Genomic DNA, 26852 nt, shown 5'->3' with positions numbered 1-26852 from the left:
TAAACTTTTTAGACGTACACCTGCACCGACTTTGAGGACTGGATAACGTGAGCACGCAATCAGAAGCATTCAACAATAAGACATGGTTAGAGCACTATTCACCGTGGACCGCTCACGATATTGATATCGATGAACTCTTCGGCCCCGGCGCGAACGGACACACGCAAGCCCACACGCGCACGCTGGTGGATGTCTTTGACAATGCCGTGAAGGAATACGCCGATGTTCCCGCGTTCACCTTCTTCGGAAAGTCCACCACGTACAAGGAATACGGCGCTCAGGTGGAACGCGCGATGTCTGCGCTTCGAGCGCTCGGCGTACGCAAGGGGGACTTCGTGGCAATCGTCGCGCCAAACTCCCCGCAGACGGCCATCGCGTTCTACGCGGTGCTGTGCGTGGGTGCCGTTCCCGCGCTGCACAACCCGCTGTATACAGCCAGCGAGCTGAAGGTTCCGTTCAATAATCACAAGGCCAAGGTGGGCTTCTTCTGGGAAAAGGCCAACCCGGTTGCCCTCGAGCTGAAAAAGAACAGCCCGCTGGAAACCGTCATCGATATCAGCTTGATCGCCAGCATGCCCACCGCACAGCGGATCGCGCTGTCCCTGCCACTTCCCATTCGCGCGCTGAAGGATGCACGAGCCAAGCTGACTGGCCCGACAGAATCTTCCCTGAGCTTTGCGGAATTTTTGAAAAAGGGCGGTAAGCATGGCGTCGAAAAGGAAAAGGTGGACCCCCGCGATGCGGCCTTGATCCTGTACACATCCGGCACCACGGGCACTCCCAAGGGCGCGCTGCTGAACCATATGAACCTCATCAGCAATCTGCAGCAGGGGCTGGAATGGGTGGAGAACCTGGGCAAGAATCGCACGGAAAAGATGCTGGCAGCGCTGCCAATTTTCCACGCGTACGGACTGACCATGAACTTCACCATGGCACCGGCCATCGGCGGCACGCTGCAGCTGCTGCCTTCGCCGGAGATGGACCTGATCATGGACATCATGAAGAAGGACTGCCCCACCTGGCTGCCGGGTGTGCCGACTCTGTACGAGAAGATCATGGACACGGCCGAGGAGCAGAATGTCTCGCTCAACGGCATTCGCAGCTCGTTCTCCGGTGCATCCAGCCTGCCGTTGGCCACGGTGCACCGCTGGGAGAAGATGACCTCCGGCAACATCGTGGAGGGCTACGGCTTGACGGAAACCTCCCCTATCATCTGCGGAAACCCCATGGGTCAGGGCCGCGAGGGCAACATCGGCGTGCCGTTCCCTTCCACGGAAATTCGCATCGGTAACCCGGACAATCCCGCGGAGACCATGCCGGATGGCGAGGCCGGCGAACTATTGGTCCGCGGACCACAGGTGTTCAGCGGCTACCTGGACATGCCCAAGGAGACGCAAGAAGCGTTCTACGAGGACTGGTTCCGCACCGGCGATATGGCCGTGATGGAAGCTGACGGGTTCTTGAAGATCGTCTCCCGCATCAAGGAGATGATCATCACCGGCGGCTTCAACATCTACCCCGCCGAAGTTGAGGCCGTGCTCACCGAACACGAGGCAGTGGAAAGCGCCTCGGTGGTGGGCTTGAACCGGGACGACGGCTCCGAAACGGTCTGTGCCGCGGTGGTTCTTAGCTCCGGCAAGAAGCTGAATGATGCGCTGGCAGAAGAGCTCAAGGAGTTCTGCCGCGAGAAGCTGACCCGCTACAAGGTGCCGCGCGTGTTCGAGCAGTTCGACGAGCTGCCCTCCGACCAGCTGGGCAAGGTGCGCCGCGGCGAGGTCAAAGACCTGTTTATAAAGCGTCAGAAGTAGCTCCTGCCCAGTAGCGCGTCACAGTGAGTGCCGTGCGGACGTGGGTGGCACACTGGACACATGCCAATTCAGCGTTCGGACAGCATCGCCGCCGTCATCGTCACCCACAATCGTGCCGATTTGTTGGCCGCCAGCCTGGAGCAAGTGGCCCTCCAAGAAGGAGCCTCCGTCAGCCACATCATCGTGGTGGATAATGGTGCTGATCCGCAGGTAGAACAGCTTGTCAGCAGGATTGCTGGCGAGCGTGCCGTCTACCTGCCCAGCCGCACGAACCTCGGTGGCGCAGGCGGTTTTGCGTACGGTTTCCTCACCGCCCTGTCCCTTGGTGCCGACGCTATCTGGTGCGCCGATGATGACGGACGCCCTGCAGACCACCATGTGCTGGCCACCCTGCTGGGCGTGGCTGAGCGCGAGAAGCTGGATGAGGTCAGTCCTGTGGTGTGTAATATCGCCGACCCGCAACGCTTGGCTTTCCCGCTGCGCCAAGGATTGGTGTGGCGCCGGAAACTCGACGAGCTAGAGGGCGATTTCCTCCCCGGAATTGCCTCCTTGTTCAACGGCGCGCTCATCAGTGCCAAGGCCATGGAGATCATTGGTGTTCCCGATTATCGCCTATTCATCCGCGGCGATGAGGTGGAATACCACCGCCGTTTGGTCCGCAGCGGGCTGGCATTCGGCACCTCGTTGAAGGCTGCGTATCTGCACCCGGATGGTTCGGACGAGTTCAAGCCGATCCTGGGCGGGAAGATGCACACGCAGTACCCAGATAACGAGTTCAAGCGCTACTTCACGTACCGCAACCGCGGGTACATCATGAACCAGCCGGGCATGCGCAAGCTATTACCACAGGAGTACGCCCGCTTCGGATGGTTTTTCTTGATCCAGAAGCGGGACATCAAGGGATTCCGCGATTGGTTCCGCCTGCACGCTAAGGGGCGGGCGGAGAAGTTCGAACGCCCCTAGTTCGCTGTTCTTCCTCGCGGCAGCACGCAAACCTGGCCGTCGCCCAAGGTCACAATTTCGATGGGCCAGTCATAGATTGAACTGAGTGTTTCCGCGGTGTAGACCTCGGAAACCGTTCCATCGGCAACTACGCGACCAGCTGAAAGGCAGACTATGTGGTCAGCGTAAGCCGCCGCTGCGTTGAGATCGTGCACGACAAGTATTACCGTCGCGCCTTCTTTCGCGAGAGTACGGGCCAAGCCCAGCGATTGCTCTTGGTGGCGAATATCCATCGCCGCCGTCGGCTCATCGAGCAAGATTACTGATGTACGTTGTGCCAACACTCGGGACAGCGCCATTCGCGCACGCTCGCCGCCCGATAGCGTCATCGCCTCTCGGGCCGCGAGGTGAATGATGTCCGTGGCTTGCAGCGCGGCGTCGACGATTTGATCGTCGTCTTCCGCCTCCTGGTGACGCGACCAAGGACGTCTACCCATTTCGGCGACATCTCTCACCAGGAAGCTGAATGCCACTTGCGTGTCCTGCAACATCACAGCCCGGGTACGAGACAGTGCATTGGCACTCGCGGCGCTGATGTCCATCTTTCCCATGTGCACGCTTCCGTGGGCGAGCGTGACATCCCCAGCAATGGCGGCGAGCAGTGTGGACTTTCCTGCCCCATTTGGGCCGATCAACGCTGTGATTTCACCTGGTCGAGCAACAAAATCAACCTCGGATACTATCTCCTTGTCTCCTAATCGGACAGTCGCTGCCTGTACACGAACGGCGGTCATTGCATTCCACCTCGTTTCATCAGACGTCGTAAAAGAATGAAAAACGTGGGGCCGCCCACCAAAGCCGTGAAAATACCAATGGGAAGATCAGCAAAGTTGACCGCTGTGCGTGCAACCATGTCCGCACCTGCGACCAGCACCGCTCCGCCCAAGGCTGACGCAGGTATGAGAATCTTGTTCGCCGGTCCGACGATAGTGCGCACGATGTGAGGAATGACCAACCCCACGAAGTCGATGAGCCCGGCGTAAGACACCGCCCCAGCGGTCAGGAGCGTGGCAGTGGTGATCGCTGCGAACCGCAAGCGTTGGACGTCGATACCCACGTGCCCTGCTGCACGATCCCCCAGAGCCAGCAAATCCAATGTGCCCGCCATACTGATGGATACCAGCAATCCGAGTCCGGCGATGAACGCCGCTAGCGGCACGGTAGAACCACCAAGGAAATTCCAGCCCGTCACCAGTACAAAAGCCGCGCCCACCCCTGCGCCACTAGTGACTCCAATCACGGATGGTTCGGCGAGCGGATTGGCAAAGACGGCTTGCATCAGCGCGCCGCCGACACCCAGCGCAGCGCCCACCAACAAACCAAGGAGGACGCGGGGGATCCGAATCCTCCACACCACGGTCTCATCCAACAGCCTGGCGCCCAACGGCCCCTTGGACAGCACTCTGCCAAGGTCAGACACCGGTACGCTAAACTGCCCGGCCGAAACTGACATGACGGCCACGCCTAACACCAACAAGATCAGAATTGTGAAAAGCAGAAGTCGTTTTGTTCGCCGGGCGGCGAAGACCTGCTCGCTAGTCGATACCTGCGAGGTCACATCAACTCTCCGTTTTCTTGGTACAGAGCGTGGGCCGCGCGCAGAAGCATTTCCCCGGTTTGCGGGCCGAAAGCTAGGGAATCGCCATCAGGCAGAGCCAAGATTCTCTGATTCTTTCCGGCGGTGGTCTGGGCTACTCCTGGGCGAGTCAACAGGCCTTGCAATTGTCCCGCCGATTCGAGGCCGTGGGACATCATGACAAACACGTCAGGATTTAGCTTTGCTAAGGCTTCGGCGTTAGCCGGCGAGGGTGCTCCAATTCTGTTGTCCGTGGCTACGTCTTTGCCACCGAGTGCTGAGATGAGGTCGTCGGTGGAGGCTTCTTTACCTAGCACGTAAAACACTCCGCCCTCGCCGCGCGCATAAAGGAAGGCCATTTTTAGTGGTCGCTCGGGGGCAATCTCCTTGATTGTGCGGATCGCTTCGTCATGTTCATCGGTGGATTGCTGCGCCAGCGTGTCGCCTTCGTCAGGAAGGCCCACCACGCCCGCGAGGTTACGGATGCTTTCACCGAGCTTCTCTGGCGAGCGATCAGGAGACATGACCACAGTCGGCACTCCAGAATCGCGAAGCTGATCAATTGCCCCAGCAGGGCCGATGGAGTGGTCAACAACGATCAACGTAGGTTCAAGCGATAGCACCGCCTCCACATTGATATCGTGGCCGCTCTGGGTCACGACCGGCAGGTCTTGGAGCGAAGCTTCAGTGGAGGAGCTGGATCGCCCGACGATGTTTTCGCCTAGCCCCAGTCCCCTGAGCGTTTCTGTGTACGTGCCGTAGATGTCGAGCGCAACGATGCGGGAGGTATCTTCGACTTTCACGTCGTTGCCATCGTTGTCGGTGAGCTCGACAGGCAACTGAGGCTCTGGATTGTCAGCGACAGGCTTCACCTCATCCAGCACTCCTACTGTCGAAACTCCCCTCAATTCCCGCGGGTTCACATCTTTCCCTGAACCTTGGATCTCGGAAATCAGGTCGGAATTGGACGAGTCCGTAGTTGTTTCTCTCCCATCCCACGAGGAGCATCCAGCAAGGGCAAGAGTGACGGTGGTCAATGCTGCGAGCAGGGCTCGGCGGTGACGTGATGGCACGTGGTGGTTCATGTTTACCTCAGACAATGCAAGCGCCCGCCGCAGCCAGAGCCGTGACGAGCGGAAGGAACTTTTAGGCGGCGGTAAGGTTGCGTCGAACGAATTGAGTCAATGCTGCTCCGCCGATGACAAACAGGGCTGCGAGCAGAATGAGCACCGACACGCGAGCATCGTCGAAACTGCCGTTACCGCCTTGTGCGGTGGGTTTAATACTGAATTGATCGCCTTCCTCACCACGGTTGGTGCTGTGTGCAGGATCAGTAGCCATTTCGTCAAAGACACTGGAATCTGAGTCTGCGGCATTCATGGCACCACCGTTCCCCGATCCTTGGCGGAGGGATTCCAAGTTCGCGAGCACGATGCGTCCGTAGTCATATGGCTTGCCGTCGGTGGAATTGGAGCGGGCGTTAACCAGTAGTCGGCCCGAGTTGCCCTCGAATTGAATCTCCATGTTGGACAAAACCATGTCTAGGGTTCCGCCATGTCCGGTGAAGTGGATCGTTCCTGGGTACAGCAACGTGCCGGTTTTTTGTCCGACATTCACCGCGCCCGAGTTACCGGAGAATTGGAAGATGCCTTCGTTTTCTCCGACGCCACCAGTCGCCCAACCACCATTGGCGGTAGAGCTGGACAGGTAGTTGCGGAAGGATTCGCGAACTCCCCATTGCGCCTGAGATTGGGTCACACCCACGGAATCGGCAGCTGAACAAGCTTCTGCGTTGGTTCCAGCAGAACCGGTGGCTGCGGCACTCGCGGCACCGTTCGCCTGTGCCGCCCCGTTGCTCGTGGTGGATGTGGCGTTGTTGTGGCCCAGATCATTTTCGCTCGGGTCATTTCCACTGTTTCGACCTTGTGGCGTTGCTGATTCGTTTTCAGACCCGGGCTTCTCTGTATTTCCGTAGTTTCCGGTATTTCCACCAACGCCCGGGATGGATGGTAAAAGGCTGCCACAGCCCATGTTCAGTGAACCCGTGGTCGGGGCGAACTCGGTACCTGCCTTGTAGCTTCCGAAGAGTTTTTCACCTTCGGCAGTGAGTGTGGTGGTTCCAGCAAGATTGACCGAGTTCGAGTCGAAATTGGTCGGATTGGCCAACTTGATCTTCACGATGCTGACATCTTGGCCTGTGATTTTTTGACCCATGAGACCGGCCTCGCGGTTTGAAGGATCGTTGGAGACGTAGTCCACCTGCAGTTCTGCGGTGTTTCCGTGCACCTTCGCTGTGATATCAGAAAGGTTCATGTCTAGCGCACCAGCATGGCCATAGAACTTCATGTTGCCTTGGAATTTAACTGTTCCTTGGTTTCCTGCGACAGATGTGCCCTGCGGGGTCGGGGTGAAGTTGAACTGCTTACCGTCCCATCCACTTCCGCTGACCTTGCCTAGGACAAAGGGCTTGGCCATGTATTCCATCCACCGGTCGGACAAGCGCCAACCCAAGTTGCCGCCCTGCACCGTGCGCTGACCCCCGATGCACGGCTGCGCCGCTGCGATAGCCGAGGTACTTTCTGCGGCCATCGGGATAAAACTGGCTCCAAGGGTGAGGGCGGTTGCTGCGGCAGCCGCAAAAATGGATCGTGGAGAGCGGTTTACGCGAGGGAGGAAAGACACCGATTTCTCGTTTCTCAAAAACTCGTCTGCATGCGCAGGGTGGGCAACGAAGCAGTTGCGTGGAGCCCGCTCTCTTCTCTCGGTCTGCGACGTTGAAAGATTAGGCAAGATCAGGCTTAGCTTACTAAGGTTAGCCTAAACATAAAAACTGGAAAATCCTAATTAAGGATTGTTCGTGCCCCCTTCAAGGAACAACATGGCTTTATACGCGGATTTCACTCGCCTGTACCCGGACGTCGATCCCGAGCTCCCTCTTCCACTCAGCAGCGTAGAACGCCTGGGTATTGCCGTTGCTGCAGGAATCTTGGCGTACGGCGGCGCTGCAGGTCATCTCGCTATCGCCGGGGCGGGAGCAGCTGTGCTTCTGCTCACGGTTTACGGCATCTCTACGTGCCCGCCTCGCCGCCTGCGCAGTGAGGCACGCAGTCGCTTCCCCGATCTGAACTGGTACGAAGCGGATGCCGATTCCCAGCTCAAGCTGGGCTGGGCCCTCCCTCTTGTCTGGCTTGCGATCATGACCCTGTGTGCAGTCTGTCTCTTTTTTGTCTCCGCAGAATACGCGCTCACTGGCGCAGCAATCTGTGCGATCATCGCAGTCGCCCTGGTGTGGTTTGCTCCGGGCCTGTCCACCGCATGGAAAGTTTCCTCCCCCGCTTTCGAAGAGCCAGACTCTCATGAAGTCGACTACTCAGACGAGGAGCATTCCCAGCCTCTGTGAAGCATAGGGAATCCGCAGTCAGGGCTTATGCAGCTCCGACAAGCTTTCAAACACTGCCTGATTGTGACTAAATGCCGCTACCGCTTCGCTCATCATGGACTCTTGTTGCGCGGAGTACACGCACCACAATTGCGCAGTGTGATCAGCATACGCGGCCGCACTCAGCGTTCCGTCCATCAGCCATGCCACGAAGTGTGAGCTTTCCGCATCCTCATGTGCCCGTGCAGTCCCCTGCCGCAACTGCATGGAGATTAAGGAGAGAGTATCCGCGGATGGTTCAGATGGTGCAGTAGCCATGGCTAAGTCCTCGATCTTTGAATGAAGTTCAGAACCCCCTCGTGAGAGCCCTAGACAAAAACTTACCCTAGCTTAAATTAGGCTACCTTTACCTACCGCCCGGTAGAAGCAATAAACTTTTCCATTCGCGCCGGCCAATTCTCCACTTCCGACGGAGTATCCGCGACTTCCAGTTCCGCGTTCGGTAGAGCCTCTGCCAAAGCCTCAGCACTCCACAGTGGATGTGCGGGATCTTCCGTCCATGCCAAGATCAGCACCGGAATATCCAACTTTTCAATCTCTTCCTGGGGTGGCAGATTGGTGCGGGCGGCCCCTCGGTAGAGCGTCGGCAACAGTGTTGGGTCTACATCAGGGTCAGTATCTGGGCGTTCGGGATCAATGGCGGGCGGGAGCTGCCCGCTGGTGGATGCATCGCGGAACAGCGACATTCCGTGTTGTTCAATCAGTTCCGCAAAACGCACGTACTGTTCTGCCTGGTCGCCACGAACCTCCCAGATGGTCGGTGGGATTATTAGGACGAGACCTGCGAATCGCTCTGGGTTACGCGCGGCTGCGGTCAACAGTGTGGCGGCGCCCATGGATTGTCCGATTCCCACAACGTGCTGGGTGGGTGCAGTGGTACTGTCTGCCGTAGAGTTCGACGTTTCACCGGTATCTCCGCTCGGGAAAATACTGTCCATCACCCCTTCCAGCACCTCAGCCAATCGCGGCCAGGAGAAGTCGGCAGGCATCGCGTCGCCGACAGAGGGTACCGGTGATTCCCCGTGTCCCGGCGCGTCGTAGCGCGCGGCTCGCACGCCATCAATGTCAGCGGTGAAGTCTAATCCGAGAATTTCATCCCGCGCTCGAGAGCTGGTCAGGCCGTGCAACTGAATCACGGAAATGGTTCCACGCTCTCGCACGTCGTAGGCGATTTCTTGACCATTTGGCAAGGAAATTTTCGAGTTCATGAGCCGATCCTCTGTTTCGTGTTCATCAATAACCCCGCAACACCGTGGAAATATTCGCTGCTTAGTGTCGGATTCATGCGACTCACAACGGTGTACAACATGGATCTCCGTCCGGGGATGGTTCTTCGTTACGACGTTACCGCGCAACCGTACAAGACCAGTTCCACCCCACCCATCTCTTTTGATCAGAAGCGGCATTGTTCTCTAGGTCCACGGCCTGGTTCGTGGATGGCGGTAGCTTTTGCACTGCCCTCAGCCGCCACGGACACCCAGTTGGAACAGGCCTGGCTACAGGTGATTCAACGCCACGAGACGTTACGTACTCGGGTGGTCAATCCCTCGAATCCTGCGTTGGAAATGGTGCATGTCAGCAGTGGTCAGTGGTCGGCGGCTCGGCCTTCGCATCCACGCGTCCGCCTCAGTTCCACTTTTACATCTTCAACAGATCCTCGGAGGGTGCTCCGCGAGGTCTTTGACGAAGCTTGCGATCCGTTTGCCACCCCCAGTCATCAGATGTGCGTGGTTGATCACACCACGCACATTGACCCTCAAGCTGCGTCTATGACGGGCGATGGTGACCTCACTCCTCATCAGTTCACGGATGCCACGGTGGTCATTGGCCTCGATCATTGCCACACAGATGCGTGGTCGTTATTGGTTTTGATCCGCGATTTCACCGCATTTCTTCACGCCATCCAGGCGGGGACTTCCGGTAGCCTCACTCCTTCTCCCGTCCTTCCGCCGGCTCATTCTTTTGGCGAGCACACCCGTGATCTTCTCGCCCGGCCGTTGGCTCCCGCCGCAGTGCATAGTGCGTGGAAGCGCATCATGGAGGTCGACGGTCAGATGCCCACGTTTCCCCTCCCTCTGGGAGATCTATCCGAACCGCGGGATCAGGTTGTAAAAATTCATGATGTAGTCGATGCGGAGGGGTTACAGTCCCTCGAGACCGCCGCTCAGAAGCGTGGTGTCCGTCTCCTCGGCGTGGCAGTCGCCGCGATGGCACCGTTGAAAGCGGTGTTCCCAGTGCATTCTCGACGCCAACCTTTCACCCCTCCGAGAACTTGGGCACAAGCCATGGGATGGTTCATCACCAACTCAGTCATCCGTTGCTCATCCTCTGATCCGCAGGAAGCTATGAAATCAGTAAAGGAGGCTATTAAGCTGGGCAGCTACCCTCTGGAGCCCTTGTTGGAGCCATGGGGAGGTATGCCTCACACCACCGGGATGCTGGCGGTGAGCTGGCTAGACAACCGAAAACTGCCTGTCCAGGTGGATCCTGCGCTTGATCCACAACACGTTTCAGCGGAAATCAAGGTTAATGGTGTGATGCTGTGGTTTGTGGTGAACCACGATGGGATGCATATCCGGGTTCGCTATCCCGATACTCCCGAGGCCCGGTCCAACGTGTCCGGCTGGTGCCGGTCCGTGTGCGAGTCCATTCGCGAGTTCGCTGGAACCTCACACGCGGCCGCGTAGGCGAAGCGATAGACGAACTAGGTACGGAAAATCAAGAACTTCTGGATCAGGAAATTCAGTACCGTGGCCGTACCCTGGGCAATGACGAAGCTGAACAGCCGCACCCAGAACCCGTCCAGGCCCATGTCCGCCAACCACGGGATGCTTACCAGATACAGCCCCACCTGCACCGCATAAGTCAGCGCGTAGGTCACCATGGTGATGACAAAGCGGGTAACCGAAGGTTCCGCCTTAAACGTCCAACGCCGATTGATGAGGTAAGCAGTCAGCGTTCCGAGGATAAAGCCAAGGGTCTTGGCGGTGGCGTCGGAAAATCCAAAGACCCACGTAAACAGGGACGTGGAACCAAAATCGACTATGGCGCTGAAACCACCCACGAGGATGAAGCGGACCAGCTGATTGTTCATCAGATGCCCCACGGCGGAGGTGTGGGCGGCTGGCTCAGAGGTTTCGTCAATCGAGTTGGCGGGTTGGTTCGAGCTCATCGGTTGTTCGTATCCTCCTGGGTGACATTGGGCTTCTGAGCAGAGTGCTTACCAGCCTCTTCCTTACCCGTCACCACAGCACCCACAGCCCCGACCGTGTCCTCAGGATCCTTGTGCTTGGGCTTCGGATCGTGAGAGACGTGATCACGCTTTTCCCGCACCACGCGGAACGTCCACAGTTTGTTGAACAGGAAGTTTGCCGGCACAGCCACGATCACACCGATAAAGTTGCCCCAGTACGCCTTAGTGCGCAGACCAGTGGAATCGTCGAAGAAACTTTCCGGCAGAGCAATGGGGGACTCCGGATTCACCAGAGCGGTAGAGACAGCCAACGTGATGATCAGGCCAAAGATTCCCACCGCCATGAACTGCGGCAGCTGCTTCCACCACTTCTGTTTTTCCGCGCCGCCAAACGTCCAATAGCGGTTGAGTACGAAGTTCCAAATGTTGGCCACCAAGAACGCCAGGATGGAAAAGACGTGGTGCCAGCGCAGGTTGAACTGGGTGCCCAGTAGATTGAGGAACACGTCATAGGGAGACAGCTCGAAGCCATCGTGGGAAATCTTCTTAGCCAGCACAAACACCGCTTGGTTCACCAGAAAACCAGAGGCGCCAACAATTCCGAAGCGCATGAATTGTCGCGCGATGCGCCTGCTGCGCTCTAGGGCCGATGAGGATTCCTTCGCCGCGGGTCGCTCAGCGGGATTCTCGTTTGTGCTGTGTTTAGTCATAGGAAATCGAGAATTACACTACGCCCCGTTCCAGGCAGTTTCCGCCTCGGCGCGCCGAGTTACTAGCGCTGCAACAAGAACCGGTACATCTCTAGCCGCTCCACCACGGAGCAGCGAGGAACCAGGGGGACGGGCTCGCCAGGACGCGCGCCCCAACCACCAGCTCCGGCCAAGGCCAACAGGTGGCCAGTAGGGCGGGAAAGCTCGCGGATTTCGGTGGCGGTCAGTGGATCCTCAGGGTCCAGATTTTCACCAGTATTAGCGGAGTCCATCTGCGGCAGGTGAGCAACATCACCACGGCGATACCCCACCGCCTGCATGAATGATTCGCTGACCTCGTCCACGCTATCGCCATCAACCAAGGTGGACAGCGCCACGATCCGCGCCCACGCAGCCGCGCGCCCCACGGCAGAGTCCTCACTCGGAGCATCCGTCAGCAGTTCTGCAGCATGGTCGGAGACCGTTGCAAGACGTTCCAAGTCCAAAGCCTGCAGCAACGGCACGAATTCGTAGAGCTCGCCATCGTGCAGCAGCGCCTTGAGCTCCGGCTGGACGTGCGCCATTACGTGCTCCACGGTGTCTTCACCCGCCAGCTCGATGTTGATCTCGCTAAGGCTCACGGCGGTGGGAATTCCCAGTGGATGCAGCGCATCGGCCTCCGGAAGCGGACGGCCGAACTGATCAGCGGCGGGGAGGAATTCCGCGCCCAGCAGCACAGCTGTGGGGTCTGCGTCTTGGTGGTTCACCACGTCGGTGGCGTGCACGATGAAGGCCATCTCCCCCACCTGGAGCTGAGCCACGCATCCCTTACTCAGGGTCTCGCCCACGCTCTTTCCGGCGCTACGCACGCCAAGCATTTGCTCTGTGGCGCCTAGTTTGCCCGGCGCGTACATGGTCACCAAGCCACGGTTTTTCACGCGCAGGGTCCAATACTCGGGAGTGGTGGGCCAGCGATAGGCCACCAAGATCGCCTCTACGAGTTCCGCGACGGACATTGCCGTGCTTGCCGAAAGCAGCCGCGTGTAGTGCCCCACCTGCGGAATCGCGTGTTCGATGCTGAGTGTCAGCAGTCCGTGTGGGCTGCGCTCTTCGCCTTGCGAGCCGGTTGTTTCCTCACGGCCGCCTTCGTTACCGCGTCCCCCTCGGTTCATCGTCCCCCGTGCCGTGAGAGCCACCACGTTATCCGGACCCGACGACGGCGCGCGGTCCGGGTTGTGTGCATGCGTGGCGATCATGCAACACACAATAGTTGGGCTGTGTCTGCTTCGCTGTGCGAGCAGCTTCACTCCACGTCGTACAAAGGATCCAGTCGCCGCGCGCGCACTTTCTCAAATGCTTGCTTTTCTCGCAGCCATACGCGCAGGCCACGCGCGGTATTCATCGCCGCCTCGATGGCCTCAGTTGCGGCCTCATCGTGCTCCTGCGGCGCAGGGCCCTCCACCGGCTCGATCTTCCCGATCTTCCCCCATGCAGGTTGCGGTTTGCCAGGCGCCAACCGAGCGAATTCCGCACGTGCGTGCTCGACCGCCTCGTGTGCCTTTCGCTCAAGTTCCGTAGCGGTTGTTTTCTTTCCGACGCCACCCTGGCCCTTCAGCGTCTCAATTTCCTCGTGGGTGGTCCCTTCGGCAGGTAGATAGGGGTAGCGCAGCAGGTGCACGAGCATTGCCGCTTGGTCTGCACGGTCATCGATCCAGTCTGCCTCCGCCGCAAAGCCGTGGATGCCGGATTCTGTCACCAGCCACGCGCCCGAGAAATCTCCGCGGGTGACGGTGGGGTCCGTCTCTACCTGCCAGATAGCCACGGTGAATCCGTGGACTGCGACCACCATGAGGGGGTCGTATTGCGGTTCGGCGGTGGCGGTTGGTTCGCTCATGCCTCTTGTATAGCACCCCGCCGAGACAGGAAAATTTCTCTAGCGGCTTTCGTCCAGCAGTGCTGCCAATCCCACGCCTGCATTGACCGTGCCCCACACTGTCGATGGGTAAGGAACTCCCCACTTCCGGAGCTTGCCTACCGCTGAGCTATGCATCCCAATCCCCGAGTAGCCTAACCGTATGGCAGTCTTCGACATTTTCTCCCGCAAAAAACGCAGCCCTGAAGAGCAAGAACAGCGCGCAGCTCCCGTGCGCGTCGGTGGTGTGGGCCAGAATTCCACGTACGAAGCTGCAGAACGCACTAACCTCCCCCTCTCCCCCTTCATGACGAGACTCATGGCACAAGAGCTTCCGATCATGGATTCGACGAGTCGGCGTCGGGTAATGGAGATCCTTAAGGAATGGGACGGCGAGGAGATCAAGGACGTTGAGGACCTGCCCGAAGAGATCCGGGAAATCATGGATCTCTACTGAGAACTCCCTGCCAGCCAGCGCACAGACGCGCGTTGGACTAAAAATATCTCCATCGTTCCGGCTACTCTGGATCGCATGACAATGCAGACCAGCATTCACACTGAGACCAAGACCCTGACCGGCTGGGGACGCACACAGCCGTCCACCGCTGAGGTGCTCTCCACCTCGAATATCGAAGAGATCTCCGCCGCAGTAGCGCAGGTCGCAGACGATAACGCAGATAAGCCGGACCACCTCAAGCGCGGCGTGATCGCCCGCGGCATGGGCCGCAGCTACGGCGATCCAGCCCTCAACGGTGGCGGCTTGGTCATCGACATGCAGGAGCTCAACCACATCTACTCCATCGATCCGGATTCCGCGATCGTGGACGTGGACGCTGGCGTGACCTTGGACCAGCTGATGAAGGCTGCACTGCCTTATGGCCTGTGGGTTCCTGTTCTTCCCGGCACTCGCCAGGTGACCATCGGCGGCGCCATCGGTCCGGACATTCACGGCAAGAACCACCACTCCGCGGGATCCTTTGGCAACCACGTGGCCAGCATGGAACTCCTGGTCGCAGACGGTCGTGTTCTGCACCTCGAGCCAGAAGGCTCCGTGGATGATCCGGACGGCGAGCTGTTCTGGGCCACCGTGGGCGGCATGGGTCTGACGGGCATCATCCTGCGCGCTCGCATCAAGATGACTCGCACCGAAACCGCGTACTTCATCGCGGACGGCGATCTCACTCAAAACTTGGACGAGACTATCGAGTTCCACTCGGACGGCTCCGAGCACAACTTCACCTACTCTTCTGCGTGGTTCGATGCCATCTCCCCAGAGCCAAAGCTGGGACGCGCAGCGATTTCCCGTGGCTCGTTAGCCACGCTGGATCAGCTGAAGGAACTGAGCCCCAAGCTGGCCAAGGATCCATTGAAGTTCAACGCTCCCCAGCTGCTGACCGTGCCGGACATTTTCCCGAACTTCACGATGAACAAACTGTCCATGCTAGCGATCGGCGAGCTGTGGTGGTTGAAGTCCGGCACCTACAAGAACCAGGTGCAAAACCTCACGCAGTTCTACCAGCCGCTGGATCTCATCGGTGAGTGGAACCGCGGCTACGGTTCCAAGGGCTTCTTGCAGTACCAGTTTGTGGTTCCGATGGACGCTGTGGAGCCGTTTAAGCAGATCATCAAGGACATTCAGTCCTCCGGTCACTACTCTGCGCTGAACGTGTTCAAGCTGTTCGGCGAAGGCAACCGCGCGCCACTGAGCTACCCGATGCCGGGCTGGAACGTCTGTGTGGACTTCCCCATCAAGCCGGGCTTGGGCCAGTTCTTGGATAATTTGGATAAGCGTGTCTTGGAGTTTGGTGGCCGTTTGTACTTAGCCAAGGAGTCCCGCACGTCCGCGGAGAACTTCCACCGGATGTACCCAGGCCTGGAAGGCTGGCTCAAGACTCGCCAGGAGATCGACCCCACCGGCGTGTTCGCCTCCGATATGTCCCGCCGCCTCGAGCTTTAATCCGCACCCATATATTGCACCTTCTTTCAAGGAGTTTTTCATGATCAACGCTGTTGGTAAGCCTCAGTCCATTCTTCTGCTCGGCGGTGCCTCGGACATGGGTCTCGCGGTTGTCGAGGAGTTCTTGTCTCGCGGTTCCGCCCGCGTTATCTTGGCGGCTCGCGAGGGCGAGTCCCTGGACAGTGCGCACGCTCGTTTGAATGAAGCCGGCGCCTCGGAGGTGGTCGATTTTGCTTTCGACGCCACGGATTTCGATTCCCACCCTGATCTTTTTGAAAGGATCTGGGCGGACGGGGATATCGATTTAGCTATCGTTGCCTTCGGCATTCTCGGAGACAACGAGGAGCAGTGGCAGAACCAGAAGAGCGCCGTTTTGGCTGCTCAGGTCAACTACACAGGTGCGGTCTCTGTGGGCGTGCTGCTGGCTGAGCGAATGAAGAAGCAGGGCCACGGTCAGATCGTGGTGTTCTCTTCCGTAGCTGGCGAGATGGTTCGCCGTTCCAACTTCGTCTACGGCTCTTCCAAGGCTGGCACCGATGGCTTCTACCGCATGCTCGGCGAGGCGCTGCGCGGAACTGGCGTGAACGTGCTGACGGTGCGCCCTGGTCAGGCACGCACCAACATGACGGAGGGCCTGGAGGATGCTCCGCTCACCGTGAACAAGTCGGACGTGGCCAAGGCCATTTCCAAGGCTGTGGACAACAAGAAGACCGTGATCTGGGTCCACCCGTTGTTCCAGCCCATCATGTTCATTCTGAAGCACCTGCCACTGCCAATTCTGCGCAAGCTGCCTATCTAGCTCGGATTAGTTGGAGCCGCTGGCGCTACCCAACACTGCGTCTCCAAAGGTTTCCAAATTATCGCCGATTCGTTCCGATGATCCGGCAGCAATCCGGTCCGGATCAACAGGATCCGTAACATCGGCTTGCGTATCGGTGTGGAATGGTGGCTCCGAGGTGTAGCGAGGTTCTCCAAACGCTGCTGGGTCTGCTGGACCGTCATTGTTGAGCGCATAAAGAACGCTGTGCCGTGGATGGCTCCCGCGACGGCAACAAAGTCATCCACCATTTTCCGCAGCCTCTTCGTCATAGCGAAGTGCCCACACGGACGCTGGAGGTCCAGCGCTGTGGCCGACAACTCTGGTGTTCTTGTCCAAACGGCGATGCGCGAGCTTCACAGCGTTCATCACGTACTGGGCTGCTTCTGTGAGGTCTCCCCGACCGCTATGCGGCAGATCGACCCAACAAACATCAAATCCCTCAGCGGTTAGCTAAGGGACATAGTTCCAAGAGAAGCACGCCTGGGCATTGCCGCCCACTCCGTGTACAAGCAAAACTATCTTCTTGGCATTTTGATCAGCTTGCGGAGAGTGGCAGCCAAATGCGTTGTCCATCTCCTGCTTCGGTGGAACAGAGTCTCCCGTGGCGCGTGCACCAAGCGAGTTGGTAGACAGGGAGCCCAGTGGAGCGGAGGGTGAACAGCAAGATCTACATACAAGCAGACATCACTAACATTCTCGCCAGAAGGCGCCACGACATTGTTGCTGGTTCGCTGGCCGCCGATGGGCTGCAGCTTGCTGAAATTTACGACTTCTAACGAGTGAGGATAATGACAATGTCGCCACCCCCCTCCGGCAGCCCCCTTGACCCAACATCGCCACGAGCACTGGAATCCTTGCGAACCCTACTTTAAAGCCACGGCTCGCTGCCAGATCACAACGTGTTTCCCTCGGGGATCGTATTGCAGTTGTTGGCTGCGGCCGCGCCTTGAAACTAGCTCGCGAGCCAGGGTTCGCACGTCCTTTGTCACCATGATGCCATCGCTCATTCCCACCTCAGGATGGACAGAAGTGCCCTCCTTTTCACCTCCCGCCCCTTGAAAAATGAACATGGGGATCTTCGGAGAATCCCATGCGCCCATATTGAGGGTATCGATGATCTTTTTTAGCTCAGGAATTTCATTCAGGTTCGGATATTCCGGCTTTGCGATGTCCGTCCACTTCCAGGATAGGTAACGGTACTGCGCTTCAATGATCGAGAGATTCCTCGTGTCCGTATAGGCCGCCAGACCGTACTCATTGAGGTACTCGGAGATGTCTACCTGATAGGTATCACCAAGGGATGACAGCGCTAGCCCAACCACTCCCGACCAGACCAAGCCATCGAACGCATAACTCAGGTTATTAATCTGGTTCACCATCAAACCGCCTTGCGCCACACCAATGAGTCGCTGCTCGATCTCCGGCGCATACTCGCGCGCCCGAATCGCGGCTCAGTCGTCGTAGCAGCCGTCGCAGCTCGCAACGAATCCAAAGCCGCTCCATAGGCGGGTCCCGCCGCGAAGTTGGCGTCCTTACCCTGCGTATCCGCCACCACCACAGAGTGCCCCGCCAGCAGTGCCGGCAAAATAAACACGTTTTCCAAAGCAGGGATCAATCCGCCAAGGCTGAGGTTGCCCGCAATACTGCGCGAAGGATTATCGAACGGGTTCGAGGTGTCATAAAAGGACTGGTAAGCAACAATGCTGCCATCGGTTTCCTGTGGAGGATGAAGGACAGACGTCACATTGGGCTCAAGAACCCCGAGCGCGCTGGTTGTGACGTAGAGAAGCTGCGTCACGTCCCACGAAGTCTCCATGGTGGCTACGTAGTACTTGAAGGTCCGCTCACGCAGAACCGTGCCCGGCGGGAGTGCGCTGACATCCGCCCCCTCAGGCACCTCGTAAAACTCCGGCTGATCTGCCGGATCCTCCACTGCGACTTACCGCGTTTACCGGCAAATCCGGACAAAGAGTTACTGTGCGTCTACTGCGCTTTGAGCCGCATCTTCCGGCTTCTTGTCTCGCAGCACATCGAACTTGACGAAGATAGAGAACAAGATCGGGATGATGAAGACGATCAGGCCGAACATGAAGGCCACATGAATGCCATGGTTCAGAATCGTCACCGGATCCGTGTAACCATCCTTCGCCTTCGACGTAGAGGCAAAAGTCATGATCGCGATGAAAATGGCGGTACCGGCACCACCCGCGATCTGCTGGAACGTGTTGAGAATCGCCTGACCGTGCGATGCTAAGTGGTTCGGCACGGAAGCCAACGCGTTAGACATCAACGGGGTCATCAAGAAAGCAATGCCCAAGTTCAGCAGCACCGCATAGCCCGTCAGGTGCCACGCCGTGGAATCAGGGTTCAGCGAGGCGAAGCCCAACATGGACAAAGCCAGCAGGATCGAGCCAGGAATGATCAGCAAGCGCACGCCCTTGGCGTCGTAAATCCGCCCCACAATCGGACCCAGCACGCCCATCAACAAACCACCTGGCAACGAGACCAGGCCGGTTTCAAACTCGGACATTCCCAGCACATTCTGGCCAAACAGCGGCATCAGAATGATGAATCCGAACAGCATGGAGAAGCTCACCAGCATCAGGCCCAGCGAGAGCACGTACTCACGAGAGCGCAGCGGAGCCAGGTTAAGCAGTGGCGCTGGGATGTTGTGATCGACGTCAGCGCCTTCCACCCCAGCGGTAGCTTCCTGCTTGGCCATCGCGGCCTGCTGGGATTTCGCCAGCGAATTCTGGCGAGAGAAGAACACTGCCAGCACTACAACGGCGATGGCCAGGATGCCCACTCGATCCCACGGAATGCCCTCAGCCAGCGACGCCAAGCCGGCCATGCCGTAGATCAGGCCCGCGAAGCCCACGGCGGACAGGATGACGGACAAGACGTCCAGGGAAGGACGGCTCGGTGTCTCGAAGTTCTTGACTTGCCACACGCCGATAATCAACGTGATGACCACCAGCGGAATGATCAGCAGGAAGGTCCAGTGCCAGGTCAGGTGCTCTAACACGAAGCCAGAGAACGTGGGGCCAATCGCAGGGGCCACGGCGATAACCACGGACACCAAGCCCATCACGCCACCGCGGCGCTCCACGGGGACCAGTCTCATGATGGTGGTCATCAACAGTGGGATGACCAACGCAGTTCCGCAGGCCTGGATGATGCGGGCTAGCAGCAACACCGCGAAGGTGGGCGAAACGGCGGCCAAGATGGTGCCCGCGAGGAACGTGAGCAGGGCGAAGATGTAAATAGAGCGCAGCGTAAAGCGTTGCATGATCCAGCCGGTGGTGGGGATGACCACGGCCATGGTGACCATGAATGAGGTGGTCAACCACTGAGCGGCCTCGGGCGTAATGCCGAAGTCTTTCATGAGGACGGGCAAGGCCACGGTCAGGGTGGTTTCGTTCAAAATCACCACGAAGGCGGCAACAACCAAAATGCCGATCAGGAGACCGACATTGGTGTTATCTTCAGGCTGGGTGTGCGCCGGATTCGGCTGCGGGGAATGAGGTTCGTTATTAGTCACCACGAGGACGTCTTTCTTAAGTGCGGACGCCTCAAAGTACGCCCGCCTGCGCCCTCGCGCAAACTAGAAAAGCAGATGTGCATCCACTGTGTAACCTTTTCGGGTTAGCGGTGGGTGATGTGTCTACTTTTCTTCGCCGAGGTAAGGGTCCGAGTCGTCGGATTGCGCGTCACCGCTCGGCTGACCATCGCCGGATTCCAGCTCGCCCTTCATCTCCGCGCGAATCTGCTCCAGGCGAGAGTTGGCCTTCATGTCATTGCCCGCAGCCGCGATCTCATCCATGCGCCCCTGCACGGAACCTTCCACCAGCTCCTGAGCGCCCAATGCGCGGGCGTAGCGGGCCTCGATCTTGTCTCGCACGCCATCCAACGTGGGCACTGAATCATCGTCCTGCAGACCCTGCATGCCATTCATCTGCTGCACGGACTGCGCAGTAGCTTCCTGCATCTTGGCTTGATCCACTTGCTGCTGCAGCTGCTGAATCTGCTGTTGCTGCTCCTGGTAGCGCATATCGGCCTGCTGCTTCTGCGCCTCGGCCTGCTTAGCGGCCTGCACGGCACCAGCGTGCATCTGCTTGGTCTGCTCCAGCTCATTTTCCACCGTGACCAGCTGAGATGCAAACACTTCTGCTGTCTGGTTCAACTCCTGGGCCTTCGCTGCATCGCCCTCGGCGGTGGCCTTGTCCGCCTGCTGGATCGCCGTGCGCGCATTATCGGAAAGCTGCTGCGTGTCCTCCTGCAGGCGGTGCAGCTTCATCTCCAGCTGATTCCGGTTACCAATCACCGCTGCGGCCTGCTTGGTCAGCTCCGCATGCTGCTTACGGGCAGCCTCCGCAGCCTGCTGGATCTGCACCTTGGGATCTGCATTCTCCTCGATCTTGGTATCGAGGGATTGCAGAAGATAGTTCCAGCCCTTAGAAAACGGATTAGCCATGAGCTCTCCTTAGATCGCGGTGTGACCTATCAACAGTGGGACAGGCGCATTTTGCCATCAAGCGTAGACTTTCCCCATGGACGTTGCATGCTACACAGCCGAATCATCTGACTCCCCACTCACCAAATCCACGCTTTCTCGGCGCGAACTCCGCTCCGACGATTGCCTCCTCGAAATCCGCTGGGCTGGCATCTGCCACTCAGATATCCACACGGTCAACGGCGATTGGCCCCACGATAACTTCCCCATGACTCCCGGCCATGAGATCATCGGCAAGATCATCGAGACTGGCCCCGACGTGCAGAAGTTCACCACAGGCGATGTGGTGGGCATCGGTTGCTTGGTCGATAGCTGTGGCACGTGCAGTGCTTGCGTCGACAATGAAGAAAACTACTGCGAAGAAGGCGCCACGGGCACCTACAACGGTGTGGATCGCCACGATGGCAGCATCACCCAGGGTGGCTACAGCACGCACATCGTGTGCCGTGAGGACTTCCTCATCCGCATCCCCGAGGCGTTCAGCGACCTCGAATCCGAGCAGGCCGCCTCCGCTACTCCCCTGCTCTGCGCGGGAATCACCACGTTCTCCCCACTACAGAACGCGGGCGTGGGCCCTGGTTCCCGCGTGGGCATCGTGGGCATGGGCGGACTCGGCCACGTAGCCGTGCAGATCGCCGCTGCGATGGGCGCTGAGGTCACCGTGTTTAGCCACGGCCTGTCCAAGAAGGACGACGGCCTGCGGCTGGGTGCCACCAATTACGTGGCCACCGCGGACGAGGGCTTCGACAAGCCCTTCCGCAATACCTTCGACGTAATCATCGATACCGTCAGCGCACCTCACGACGTGAATTCGTTCATCAAGATGCTTGGCCGCAAGGGCCGTTTGGTTCTGCTGGGCCTGCCTACGGAAGCAATGCAGATCCCTGCCGGCTTGCTCATCGGCAAGGGTCGCAGCGTGCTGGGCAGCGCCATTGGCGGCATCAAGCAGACCCAAGACATGATCGATTTCTGCGCCGAACACAACATCACCGCAGAGACCGAAGTGATCCCTGCGGAGCAAATCAATGAGGCCTACCAGCGCGTCATTGATTCTGACGTGCGTTACCGCTTCGTCATCGACGCGGCAACGTTCTAGCAGCCGGAGCTACTAGAGCAGTGGGTTACTCCCCTGCTTGCTGCTGCTCAGCCTGAGCAGCCTCAATCTGCTTGCGCACCTCTTCCATGTCCAGCTCTTCGGCCTTGCCGATGAGCTCCTGGAGAGCAGCAGCAGGCAGCAGTCCGGCCTCGCGAGCCAGCAGTACGCCGTCGCGGAAGACCATCAGCGTAGGGATGGACTGGATCTGCAGTGCTGCGGACAGCTCTTGGTTAGCCTCAGTATCAACCTTGCCGAAGGTGTGATCAGGGAATTGCTCGCTGACCTCTTCAAAGATTGGTCCGAAGCGCTTACAAGGGCCGCACCACTCTGCCCAGAAGTCCAGCAGCACCACGCCATCCTCAGAGATGGTGTCCTGGAAGTTCTCGCCGGTGATTTCTACGGTAGCCATTTTGTAACTTCCCTTTCTTTAGCGGTTCGTTGTTCATTATCAACGCTACGCGACCCATTTCTTATTCCCTCGGTTAAGCTGTGGTTCATGTCTTCCAAATTCGACGCCAACTCCAACCCTTCCTCAACTTTCTCCATGTGGAAGAAGCTTTCCTCCAAGCCCGGGGGTTCGCGGCTTTTCTCCGTCGCGGTGTGTGCCAAGGCACCGTACTTTGGCACGGTCTTTCCGCATGTGATCGATATGCGCCCCGGATACTCCGAGGTCAAAGCACCAAAGTGGATTGGCGTGAACAATCACATCAAAACGTTTCACGCGATTGCCGCCTGCAATGTGGCTGAGATGGCGATGGGCATGTTGGCGGAGGCTTCACTCCCTGCCACGCACCGCTGGCTGCCGCAAGGGATGCGCACCAAGTACCTGACTAAGTCCACGGGCGGACTGACCGCCAAGGCGACTGCCGAGCTGCCTGATTTTTCCCAGATCACCAAGGAATCCGGTGGCCAAACGGTGACTGTGACCATTCATTACACCGATGCTGCGGGCAAGGAGCCCGTCTACGCCGAGATTGATATTTGGGTCACGGCGAAGAAGTAGTCTCTTTGGGCCGCGTCTGGGGTCACACAGGGAAATACGGAACTTGGAAGATCAGGCTGCCCAAAAAGGTCCCTATCAGGGCCAACAATCCGAAAGTCAACACGCAGAAGAGCAAGTTGAACACCAGGCTTGCTATAGAATTCCACATACCCCACGCTCGTTTTACCTCCTCCACCATCGCGGTGGAGAAAGTGGTGAAACCTCCACATACGGCGGCGGCAGATACCGCTGCGGGAACCATCACTGTTTGTGGTTGTGCTTCCACAGCCACAAAGATGATCCCAGTCAGCAGGCCCAGCAACGCGCTACCCAGCAGATTGATCACCGAAACCGTGCTCAAGGGGCTCCATCCTCGCGAACCCTTGAGGTACTGCTCCATCACGTAGCGTCCCACGGCGCCCAGGCCACCACACACGGCAATGAGAATCCAAGTCATGACTGGTCACCAGCTTGGCGTCGATCAATCAATTTCTGCGCCAACCACAGTCCCAACGCGGCGGCTAGGACTCCCACCAGCAGAGATACGGGCGCCAAAATGAGGCCTTCCAAGCCGGTATGGTCCAACACTGGATCTCGGCCGATCTCCTCAGTGCTATAGGTGCTGGGCGCTCCTGCCGTTCCATGCATCTCGGCCACGGCCTTCAGCGGAGGAAAGAGGCTAGCGGGGATCGCCGAGAAACTCGTGAAACCGCCCAACAGGCCGGTGCCGAGGAATAGTCGTCGCTGATCTTTGGCGTCGGGAATGAGACCAACCAACACTCCGAGCAACATGGCACCCACCACGTTGACCAGCAACAACGGCAGCGCTTCGTAGCCGATGAGTCGCAAACCCTGGACGCGGATGAGAGTAGAGATCAACACGCCTAGTGCCCCGCCGAGAAAAACTAACAGCACCGCTTTCCTGTTCGGCTTAGAAACCGTGTCAGGTAAGCGGTGCTGCCGTGTCATAGGCGCAGAATACTCGCGCGACTATGAGTCCTACAACTGTTTACTGCTTGATTGCAGAAATGTCGAAGTTCAGGACGATCTTTTCGGAGACCAGCACGCCGCCGGTTTCCAGTCCAGCGTTGAAGTTCAGACCGAAGTCCTTGCGGTTGATGGTGGTCTGGCCTTCGAAGCCCACGCGGGTGTTGCCGAATGGATCCACGGCCTCGCCGTTGAACTCGAAATCAATGGTCACGGACTTGGTGACGTCCTTGATGGTCAGATCGCCGGTGACGACCAGGGTCTCGTCATCCTTGGCGGTGACCTCGGTGGAGGTAAAGGTGATCTTTGGGAACTTCTCTACCTCGAAAAAGTCGCCGGTCTTCAGGTGTCCATCGCGATCAGCGTTGCGGGTATCCGCAGAGTTAACGTCAATCTCTACGTTGACCTGCGCATTGTTGAGATTCTCCTCGGAGGATGCGGTTCCGCTAAATTCGGTGAAGGAACCGCGAACCTTGGTCACCATGGCGTGGCGAGCGGTGAAGCCGATCTCGGAGTGGGTTGGGTCGATGACAAAGGTACCTGCGTAATTGTTGAGGTTAGACATTGTGAATTCCTTTCCTGGGAACTTCTTTGGGAGAAATCTTTTGGTGAGCGCCGTATCCAGTGGTGTTGGCGTTCCGGAAACAACAATAACCGCATATAGGTGATGTGTCAACTACTTGGTCGATGTGATTAAATGAGAGCTATGAGAGCGACTAACGAACAAGCACTCACCCCTGCCTCCCCTTGGCTCACCGATGCCCAACAGAGCACGTGGCGCGATTGGATCTTGGTCACCAGCCGCCTAGACACCGCCTTGGCGCGGCAAATGCAGAACGATTCCGCAATCTCCCTGGCAGACTACGGGGTGCTGGTGTATCTTTCCGAGCACCCAGAAAAGCGCGAGCGAATTGCCGCACTGGCAGATGCCCTGCAATGGGATCGATCCCGGCTTTCCCACCAGATCACCCGCATGACCAAGCGCGGTCTCGTTCGCCGAGAGCTGTGCAGCAACGATCGCCGCGGCGCCTTCGTGGCCATTGAGGATCACGGCATGGAGATCATCAAAGACGCAGCTCCCGGGCACGCCGGGGCTGTTCGCGAGCATTTCTTCGAGCAATTGGACGCCGAGGACGTCGAGGATCTCACCCGCATCCTCGGCAAACTGGCGGCACACTTCCGCGACTAAGAACGCGGCTCTTCCCTACCCTGGTATCAGCCGCTCAGGTATCGGCGCGGTTGCCTACATCGGCGAGCTGTAATCGCGCGCCATGTCGCTGAACTTTGAGTACTGCAGCTGGTGGGCCACCGTGACCGTGCCGATGGGACCACCACGGTGCTTCGCCAAGATGATGTCCGCCTCACCAGCACGCTCATGATCTCGGTTAGACGAGTCTGGACGGTTGATCAACATGACCATGTCCGCGTCCTGCTCCAGGGAACCGGATTCACGCAGGTCAGAGACTCGGGGAAGTGCGTCATCGCCACGAGATTCCACACCACGGTTAAGCTGCGAAATGGCGATCACCGGGACATCGACTTCCTTAGCCAACAACTTCAGCTGACGAGAGAACTCCGAGACCTCTTGCTGACGGGATTCCACGCGCTGGCCCGAGCTCATCAGCTGGAGGTAATCCACCACCACGAGTGAGAGATCGTGCTGCTGCTTCAAACGGCGGGCCTTTGCGCGAATCTCCATCATGGTCAGGTTGGGAGAATCATCGATGAAGATGGGTGCCTGGTCAATCTCTCCGAGGCGCAAAGTCAGGCGCTTCCAGTCATCCTCATCCATCTTGCCACCGCGCATGGCGGATAGATGCACTTCTGCTTCCGCCGAGAAGATGCGCATCATCACCTCAGACTTGCTCATTTCCAAGCTGAACAGTGCAGACGTCTTCTTGTGCTTAATGGATGCGCTACGCATGAAGTCCAAGGCGAGCGTGGACTTGCCCACACCAGGTCGCGCAGCCACGATGATCATCTGTCCGCCGTGCAGGCCATTGGTCATGTCATCCAGATCCACAAAGCCCGTAGGTACACCCTGAGCGAGGCCACCTTCAGCCTCCTTCTCCTCGATCTCCTGCATCGTGTCATCCAAAAGCTCGGAGAAGATCTGGTAATCCTCCGCAGCAGCAGTGTTCGTCATTTTGAACATCTCTTGCTGGGCGTTATCCACCACAGTGGCCACTTCTGCGCCCTCGATGCCGGAGTAGCCCAACTGGACGATCTTCGTTCCCGCCTGCACCAGCCGCCGCAGCGTGGCCTTCTCCGCGACCAAGCTGGCGTAAAAGCCCACGTTGGCTGAGGTGGGAGTGCGCGAAATGATGCTATGTAGATACGTGGCGCCGCCCACGCTATCCAGCTGCCCATCGCGATCCAAGCGTCCCGCCACAATGACGGGGTCAATCTCCTTGCCTTCGCCGTACAGCCGCAGAACGGTGTTAAAGATGGTGGCATGGGCGGGACGGTAGAAATCATCCGTGGTGAGCTTTTCCACCACGTCAGCGATTGCTTCCTTGTTGAGCATCATGCCACCCAACACGCCCTGTTCCGCCTCCACGTTCTGCGGCATTTGGCGGCCAAGGTCTTGCGCGCGGTACCTATCCCCCTGTGGCTTACCGCGCGACCATCCCCCTGGCGCTCCCCCGTCTTCAGGGAAATCGCCGTAGCCCGCAGCCCACTGTTCTTCGTCCGGCATACCCTGTCCCTGTGTACTCATGAGAAGTACTCTAGCGCGCGGCGAGACACTACTAAACTCCTTCGCCAACATCGCCCACAAACGAGTTATCCACAACTATACAGAGCGCACTGTGGATAACTTGGGGATAAGGTGTGGACAGTTTCCTTTTCCCCAGTTGGCCCTGTGGATAAACTGTGG

At 58.3% G+C, this 26852-nt stretch carries 31 protein-coding genes; 11 read left to right on the top strand and 20 right to left on the bottom strand.

Annotated features, from left to right (window positions below):
* Nucleotides 1-47 precede the first annotated feature (47 nt).
* Nucleotides 48-1808, top strand: a complete 1761-nt coding sequence (locus IM764_RS08190) for a long-chain-fatty-acid--CoA ligase (RefSeq protein ID WP_370551576.1) — start codon at nt 48-50, stop codon at nt 1806-1808.
* 60 nt (nt 1809-1868) lie between these two features.
* A complete protein-coding gene (locus IM764_RS08185; RefSeq protein ID WP_194187499.1) occupies nt 1869-2771 on the top strand; it encodes a glycosyltransferase in 903 nt (300 codons plus the stop codon).
* Here IM764_RS08185 and IM764_RS08180 read toward each other — a convergent pair.
* From IM764_RS08180 to IM764_RS08165, 4 genes are all read right to left on the bottom strand, one after another.
* Entirely contained in the window at nt 2768-3544 is a 777-nt protein-coding gene (locus tag IM764_RS08180) for a heme ABC transporter ATP-binding protein (protein ID WP_194187498.1), read from the bottom strand. The two genes, IM764_RS08185 and IM764_RS08180, sit on opposite strands and share 4 nt — an antisense overlap.
* Nucleotides 3541-4368: a FecCD family ABC transporter permease gene (locus IM764_RS08175; RefSeq protein WP_370551575.1), complete on the bottom strand. Its 828-nt coding sequence runs from the start codon at nt 4366-4368 to the stop codon at nt 3541-3543. Before IM764_RS08175 ends, IM764_RS08180 begins: the two co-directional genes overlap by 4 nt.
* Nucleotides 4365-5471 carry a hemin ABC transporter substrate-binding protein gene (locus IM764_RS08170; protein ID WP_194187496.1) on the bottom strand — a complete coding sequence of 369 codons (1107 nt, stop codon included), beginning with the start codon at nt 5469-5471 and terminating at the stop codon, nt 4365-4367. Before IM764_RS08170 ends, IM764_RS08175 begins: the two co-directional genes overlap by 4 nt.
* Before the next feature lie 61 nt (nt 5472-5532).
* Entirely contained in the window at nt 5533-6975 is a 1443-nt protein-coding gene (locus IM764_RS08165; protein WP_194187495.1) for an HtaA domain-containing protein, read from the bottom strand.
* A 289-nt stretch (nt 6976-7264) separates the two neighbouring features.
* Here IM764_RS08165 and IM764_RS08160 point away from each other — a divergent pair, with 289 nt between their 5' ends.
* On the top strand, nt 7265-7786 hold the full coding sequence (locus IM764_RS08160) for a hypothetical protein (protein WP_194187494.1): 522 nt from the start codon (nt 7265-7267) through the stop codon (nt 7784-7786).
* Between the two features lie 18 nt (nt 7787-7804).
* Here IM764_RS08160 and IM764_RS08155 read toward each other — a convergent pair whose 3' ends face one another.
* Nucleotides 7805-8083, bottom strand: coding sequence for a biliverdin-producing heme oxygenase (locus IM764_RS08155; protein WP_194187493.1), 279 nt, complete (start codon nt 8081-8083; stop codon nt 7805-7807).
* Nucleotides 8084-8175: 92 nt separating this feature from the next.
* The gene (locus tag IM764_RS08150; protein WP_194187492.1) at nt 8176-9033 is read right to left on the bottom strand and encodes an alpha/beta fold hydrolase; all 858 of its coding nucleotides are present in this window, start codon (nt 9031-9033) and stop codon (nt 8176-8178) included.
* Between the two features lie 75 nt (nt 9034-9108).
* On the opposite strand from IM764_RS08150, the gene IM764_RS08145 reads away from it, so the two are divergent.
* Complete coding sequence (locus IM764_RS08145) at nt 9109-10512, top strand: hypothetical protein (protein WP_099298494.1); 1404 nt, start codon at nt 9109-9111, stop codon at nt 10510-10512.
* Nucleotides 10513-10529: 17 nt separating this feature from the next.
* On the opposite strand, the gene IM764_RS08140 is transcribed toward IM764_RS08145, so the two are convergent.
* From IM764_RS08140 to IM764_RS08125, 4 genes are all read right to left on the bottom strand, one after another.
* Nucleotides 10530-10997, bottom strand: a complete 468-nt coding sequence (locus IM764_RS08140) for a GtrA family protein (protein WP_228073621.1) — start codon at nt 10995-10997, stop codon at nt 10530-10532.
* Nucleotides 10994-11728: a GtrA family protein gene (locus IM764_RS08135; protein ID WP_099298496.1), complete on the bottom strand. Its 735-nt coding sequence runs from the start codon at nt 11726-11728 to the stop codon at nt 10994-10996. The genes IM764_RS08140 and IM764_RS08135 overlap by 4 nt, the downstream gene beginning before the upstream one ends.
* Before the next feature lie 62 nt (nt 11729-11790).
* The gene (locus tag IM764_RS08130; protein WP_099298497.1) at nt 11791-12963 is read right to left on the bottom strand and encodes a hypothetical protein; all 1173 of its coding nucleotides are present in this window, start codon (nt 12961-12963) and stop codon (nt 11791-11793) included.
* 47 nt (nt 12964-13010) lie between these two features.
* Entirely contained in the window at nt 13011-13601 is a 591-nt protein-coding gene (locus IM764_RS08125) for an N-acetylglucosamine-6-phosphate deacetylase (RefSeq protein WP_099298498.1), read from the bottom strand.
* A gap of 181 nt (nt 13602-13782) precedes the next feature.
* On the opposite strand from IM764_RS08125, the gene IM764_RS08120 reads away from it, so the two are divergent.
* The 3 genes from IM764_RS08120 to IM764_RS08110 all read left to right on the top strand — a co-directional run bounded on the left by IM764_RS08120 (nt 13783) and on the right by IM764_RS08110 (nt 16375).
* Nucleotides 13783-14076, top strand: a complete 294-nt coding sequence (locus IM764_RS08120) for a hypothetical protein (protein WP_099298499.1) — start codon at nt 13783-13785, stop codon at nt 14074-14076.
* A 75-nt stretch (nt 14077-14151) separates the two neighbouring features.
* Nucleotides 14152-15576 carry an FAD-binding oxidoreductase gene (locus IM764_RS08115; RefSeq protein WP_194187491.1) on the top strand — a complete coding sequence of 475 codons (1425 nt, stop codon included), beginning with the start codon at nt 14152-14154 and terminating at the stop codon, nt 15574-15576.
* A 40-nt stretch (nt 15577-15616) separates the two neighbouring features.
* The gene (locus IM764_RS08110) at nt 15617-16375 is read left to right on the top strand and encodes a decaprenylphospho-beta-D-erythro-pentofuranosid-2-ulose 2-reductase (protein ID WP_194187490.1); all 759 of its coding nucleotides are present in this window, start codon (nt 15617-15619) and stop codon (nt 16373-16375) included.
* 258 nt (nt 16376-16633) lie between these two features.
* Here the strand turns inward: IM764_RS08110 and IM764_RS10490 are convergent, their stop codons facing one another.
* Nucleotides 16634-16765: a hypothetical protein gene (locus tag IM764_RS10490; RefSeq protein ID WP_255510489.1), complete on the bottom strand. Its 132-nt coding sequence runs from the start codon at nt 16763-16765 to the stop codon at nt 16634-16636.
* A gap of 284 nt (nt 16766-17049) precedes the next feature.
* Here IM764_RS10490 and IM764_RS10485 point away from each other — a divergent pair, with 284 nt between their 5' ends.
* Nucleotides 17050-17172, top strand: a complete 123-nt coding sequence (locus tag IM764_RS10485) for a hypothetical protein (protein ID WP_255510487.1) — start codon at nt 17050-17052, stop codon at nt 17170-17172.
* An 87-nt stretch (nt 17173-17259) separates the two neighbouring features.
* On the opposite strand, the gene IM764_RS08105 is transcribed toward IM764_RS10485, so the two are convergent.
* From IM764_RS08105 to IM764_RS08090, 4 genes are all read right to left on the bottom strand, one after another.
* Nucleotides 17260-17793 (bottom strand): lipase family protein, encoded by a 534-nt coding sequence (locus IM764_RS08105; protein ID WP_194187489.1) that lies wholly within the window; start codon nt 17791-17793, stop codon nt 17260-17262.
* The gene (locus IM764_RS08100; RefSeq protein WP_099298504.1) at nt 17775-18329 is read right to left on the bottom strand and encodes a lipase family protein; all 555 of its coding nucleotides are present in this window, start codon (nt 18327-18329) and stop codon (nt 17775-17777) included. Before IM764_RS08100 ends, IM764_RS08105 begins: the two co-directional genes overlap by 19 nt.
* 39 nt (nt 18330-18368) lie before the next feature.
* On the bottom strand, nt 18369-19937 hold the full coding sequence (locus IM764_RS08095) for an MDR family MFS transporter (RefSeq protein WP_370551574.1): 1569 nt from the start codon (nt 19935-19937) through the stop codon (nt 18369-18371).
* 123 nt (nt 19938-20060) lie between these two features.
* The gene (locus IM764_RS08090; RefSeq protein ID WP_099298505.1) at nt 20061-20870 is read right to left on the bottom strand and encodes a PspA/IM30 family protein; all 810 of its coding nucleotides are present in this window, start codon (nt 20868-20870) and stop codon (nt 20061-20063) included.
* Between the two features lie 76 nt (nt 20871-20946).
* Between IM764_RS08090 and IM764_RS08085 the strand changes: the two genes are divergently transcribed.
* Complete coding sequence (locus IM764_RS08085) at nt 20947-22005, top strand: NAD(P)-dependent alcohol dehydrogenase (protein WP_099298506.1); 1059 nt, start codon at nt 20947-20949, stop codon at nt 22003-22005.
* Between the two features lie 25 nt (nt 22006-22030).
* Here the strand turns inward: IM764_RS08085 and trxA are convergent, their stop codons facing one another.
* Nucleotides 22031-22414: a thioredoxin gene (trxA, locus tag IM764_RS08080; protein WP_099298507.1), complete on the bottom strand. Its 384-nt coding sequence runs from the start codon at nt 22412-22414 to the stop codon at nt 22031-22033.
* Between the two features lie 87 nt (nt 22415-22501).
* Here trxA and IM764_RS08075 point away from each other — a divergent pair, with 87 nt between their 5' ends.
* Nucleotides 22502-23008: a hotdog fold domain-containing protein gene (locus IM764_RS08075; protein ID WP_099298508.1), complete on the top strand. Its 507-nt coding sequence runs from the start codon at nt 22502-22504 to the stop codon at nt 23006-23008.
* 22 nt (nt 23009-23030) lie between these two features.
* Here IM764_RS08075 and IM764_RS08070 read toward each other — a convergent pair whose 3' ends face one another.
* From IM764_RS08070 to IM764_RS08060, 3 genes are read right to left on the bottom strand one after another with little or no spacing between them, the layout of a single operon-like run.
* Entirely contained in the window at nt 23031-23444 is a 414-nt protein-coding gene (locus tag IM764_RS08070) for a CrcB family protein (protein WP_099298509.1), read from the bottom strand.
* On the bottom strand, nt 23441-23956 hold the full coding sequence (locus IM764_RS10550; protein ID WP_099298510.1) for a CrcB family protein: 516 nt from the start codon (nt 23954-23956) through the stop codon (nt 23441-23443). The genes IM764_RS08070 and IM764_RS10550 overlap by 4 nt, the downstream gene beginning before the upstream one ends.
* 40 nt (nt 23957-23996) lie before the next feature.
* Nucleotides 23997-24539 (bottom strand): YceI family protein, encoded by a 543-nt coding sequence (locus IM764_RS08060; protein ID WP_099298511.1) that lies wholly within the window; start codon nt 24537-24539, stop codon nt 23997-23999.
* A 141-nt stretch (nt 24540-24680) separates the two neighbouring features.
* Between IM764_RS08060 and IM764_RS08055 the strand changes: the two genes are divergently transcribed.
* Nucleotides 24681-25163, top strand: coding sequence for a MarR family winged helix-turn-helix transcriptional regulator (locus IM764_RS08055; protein ID WP_194187488.1), 483 nt, complete (start codon nt 24681-24683; stop codon nt 25161-25163).
* A 54-nt stretch (nt 25164-25217) separates the two neighbouring features.
* On the opposite strand, the gene dnaB is transcribed toward IM764_RS08055, so the two are convergent.
* Entirely contained in the window at nt 25218-26693 is a 1476-nt protein-coding gene (dnaB, locus tag IM764_RS08050; protein ID WP_099298513.1) for a replicative DNA helicase, read from the bottom strand.
* Nucleotides 26694-26852 lie beyond the last annotated feature (159 nt).

The organism is Corynebacterium sp. ED61 (assembly GCF_015233855.1).
Lineage (GTDB): Bacteria > Actinomycetota > Actinomycetes > Mycobacteriales > Mycobacteriaceae > Corynebacterium > Corynebacterium dentalis.
This window is presented reverse-complemented; position numbering and strand designations above follow the sequence as displayed.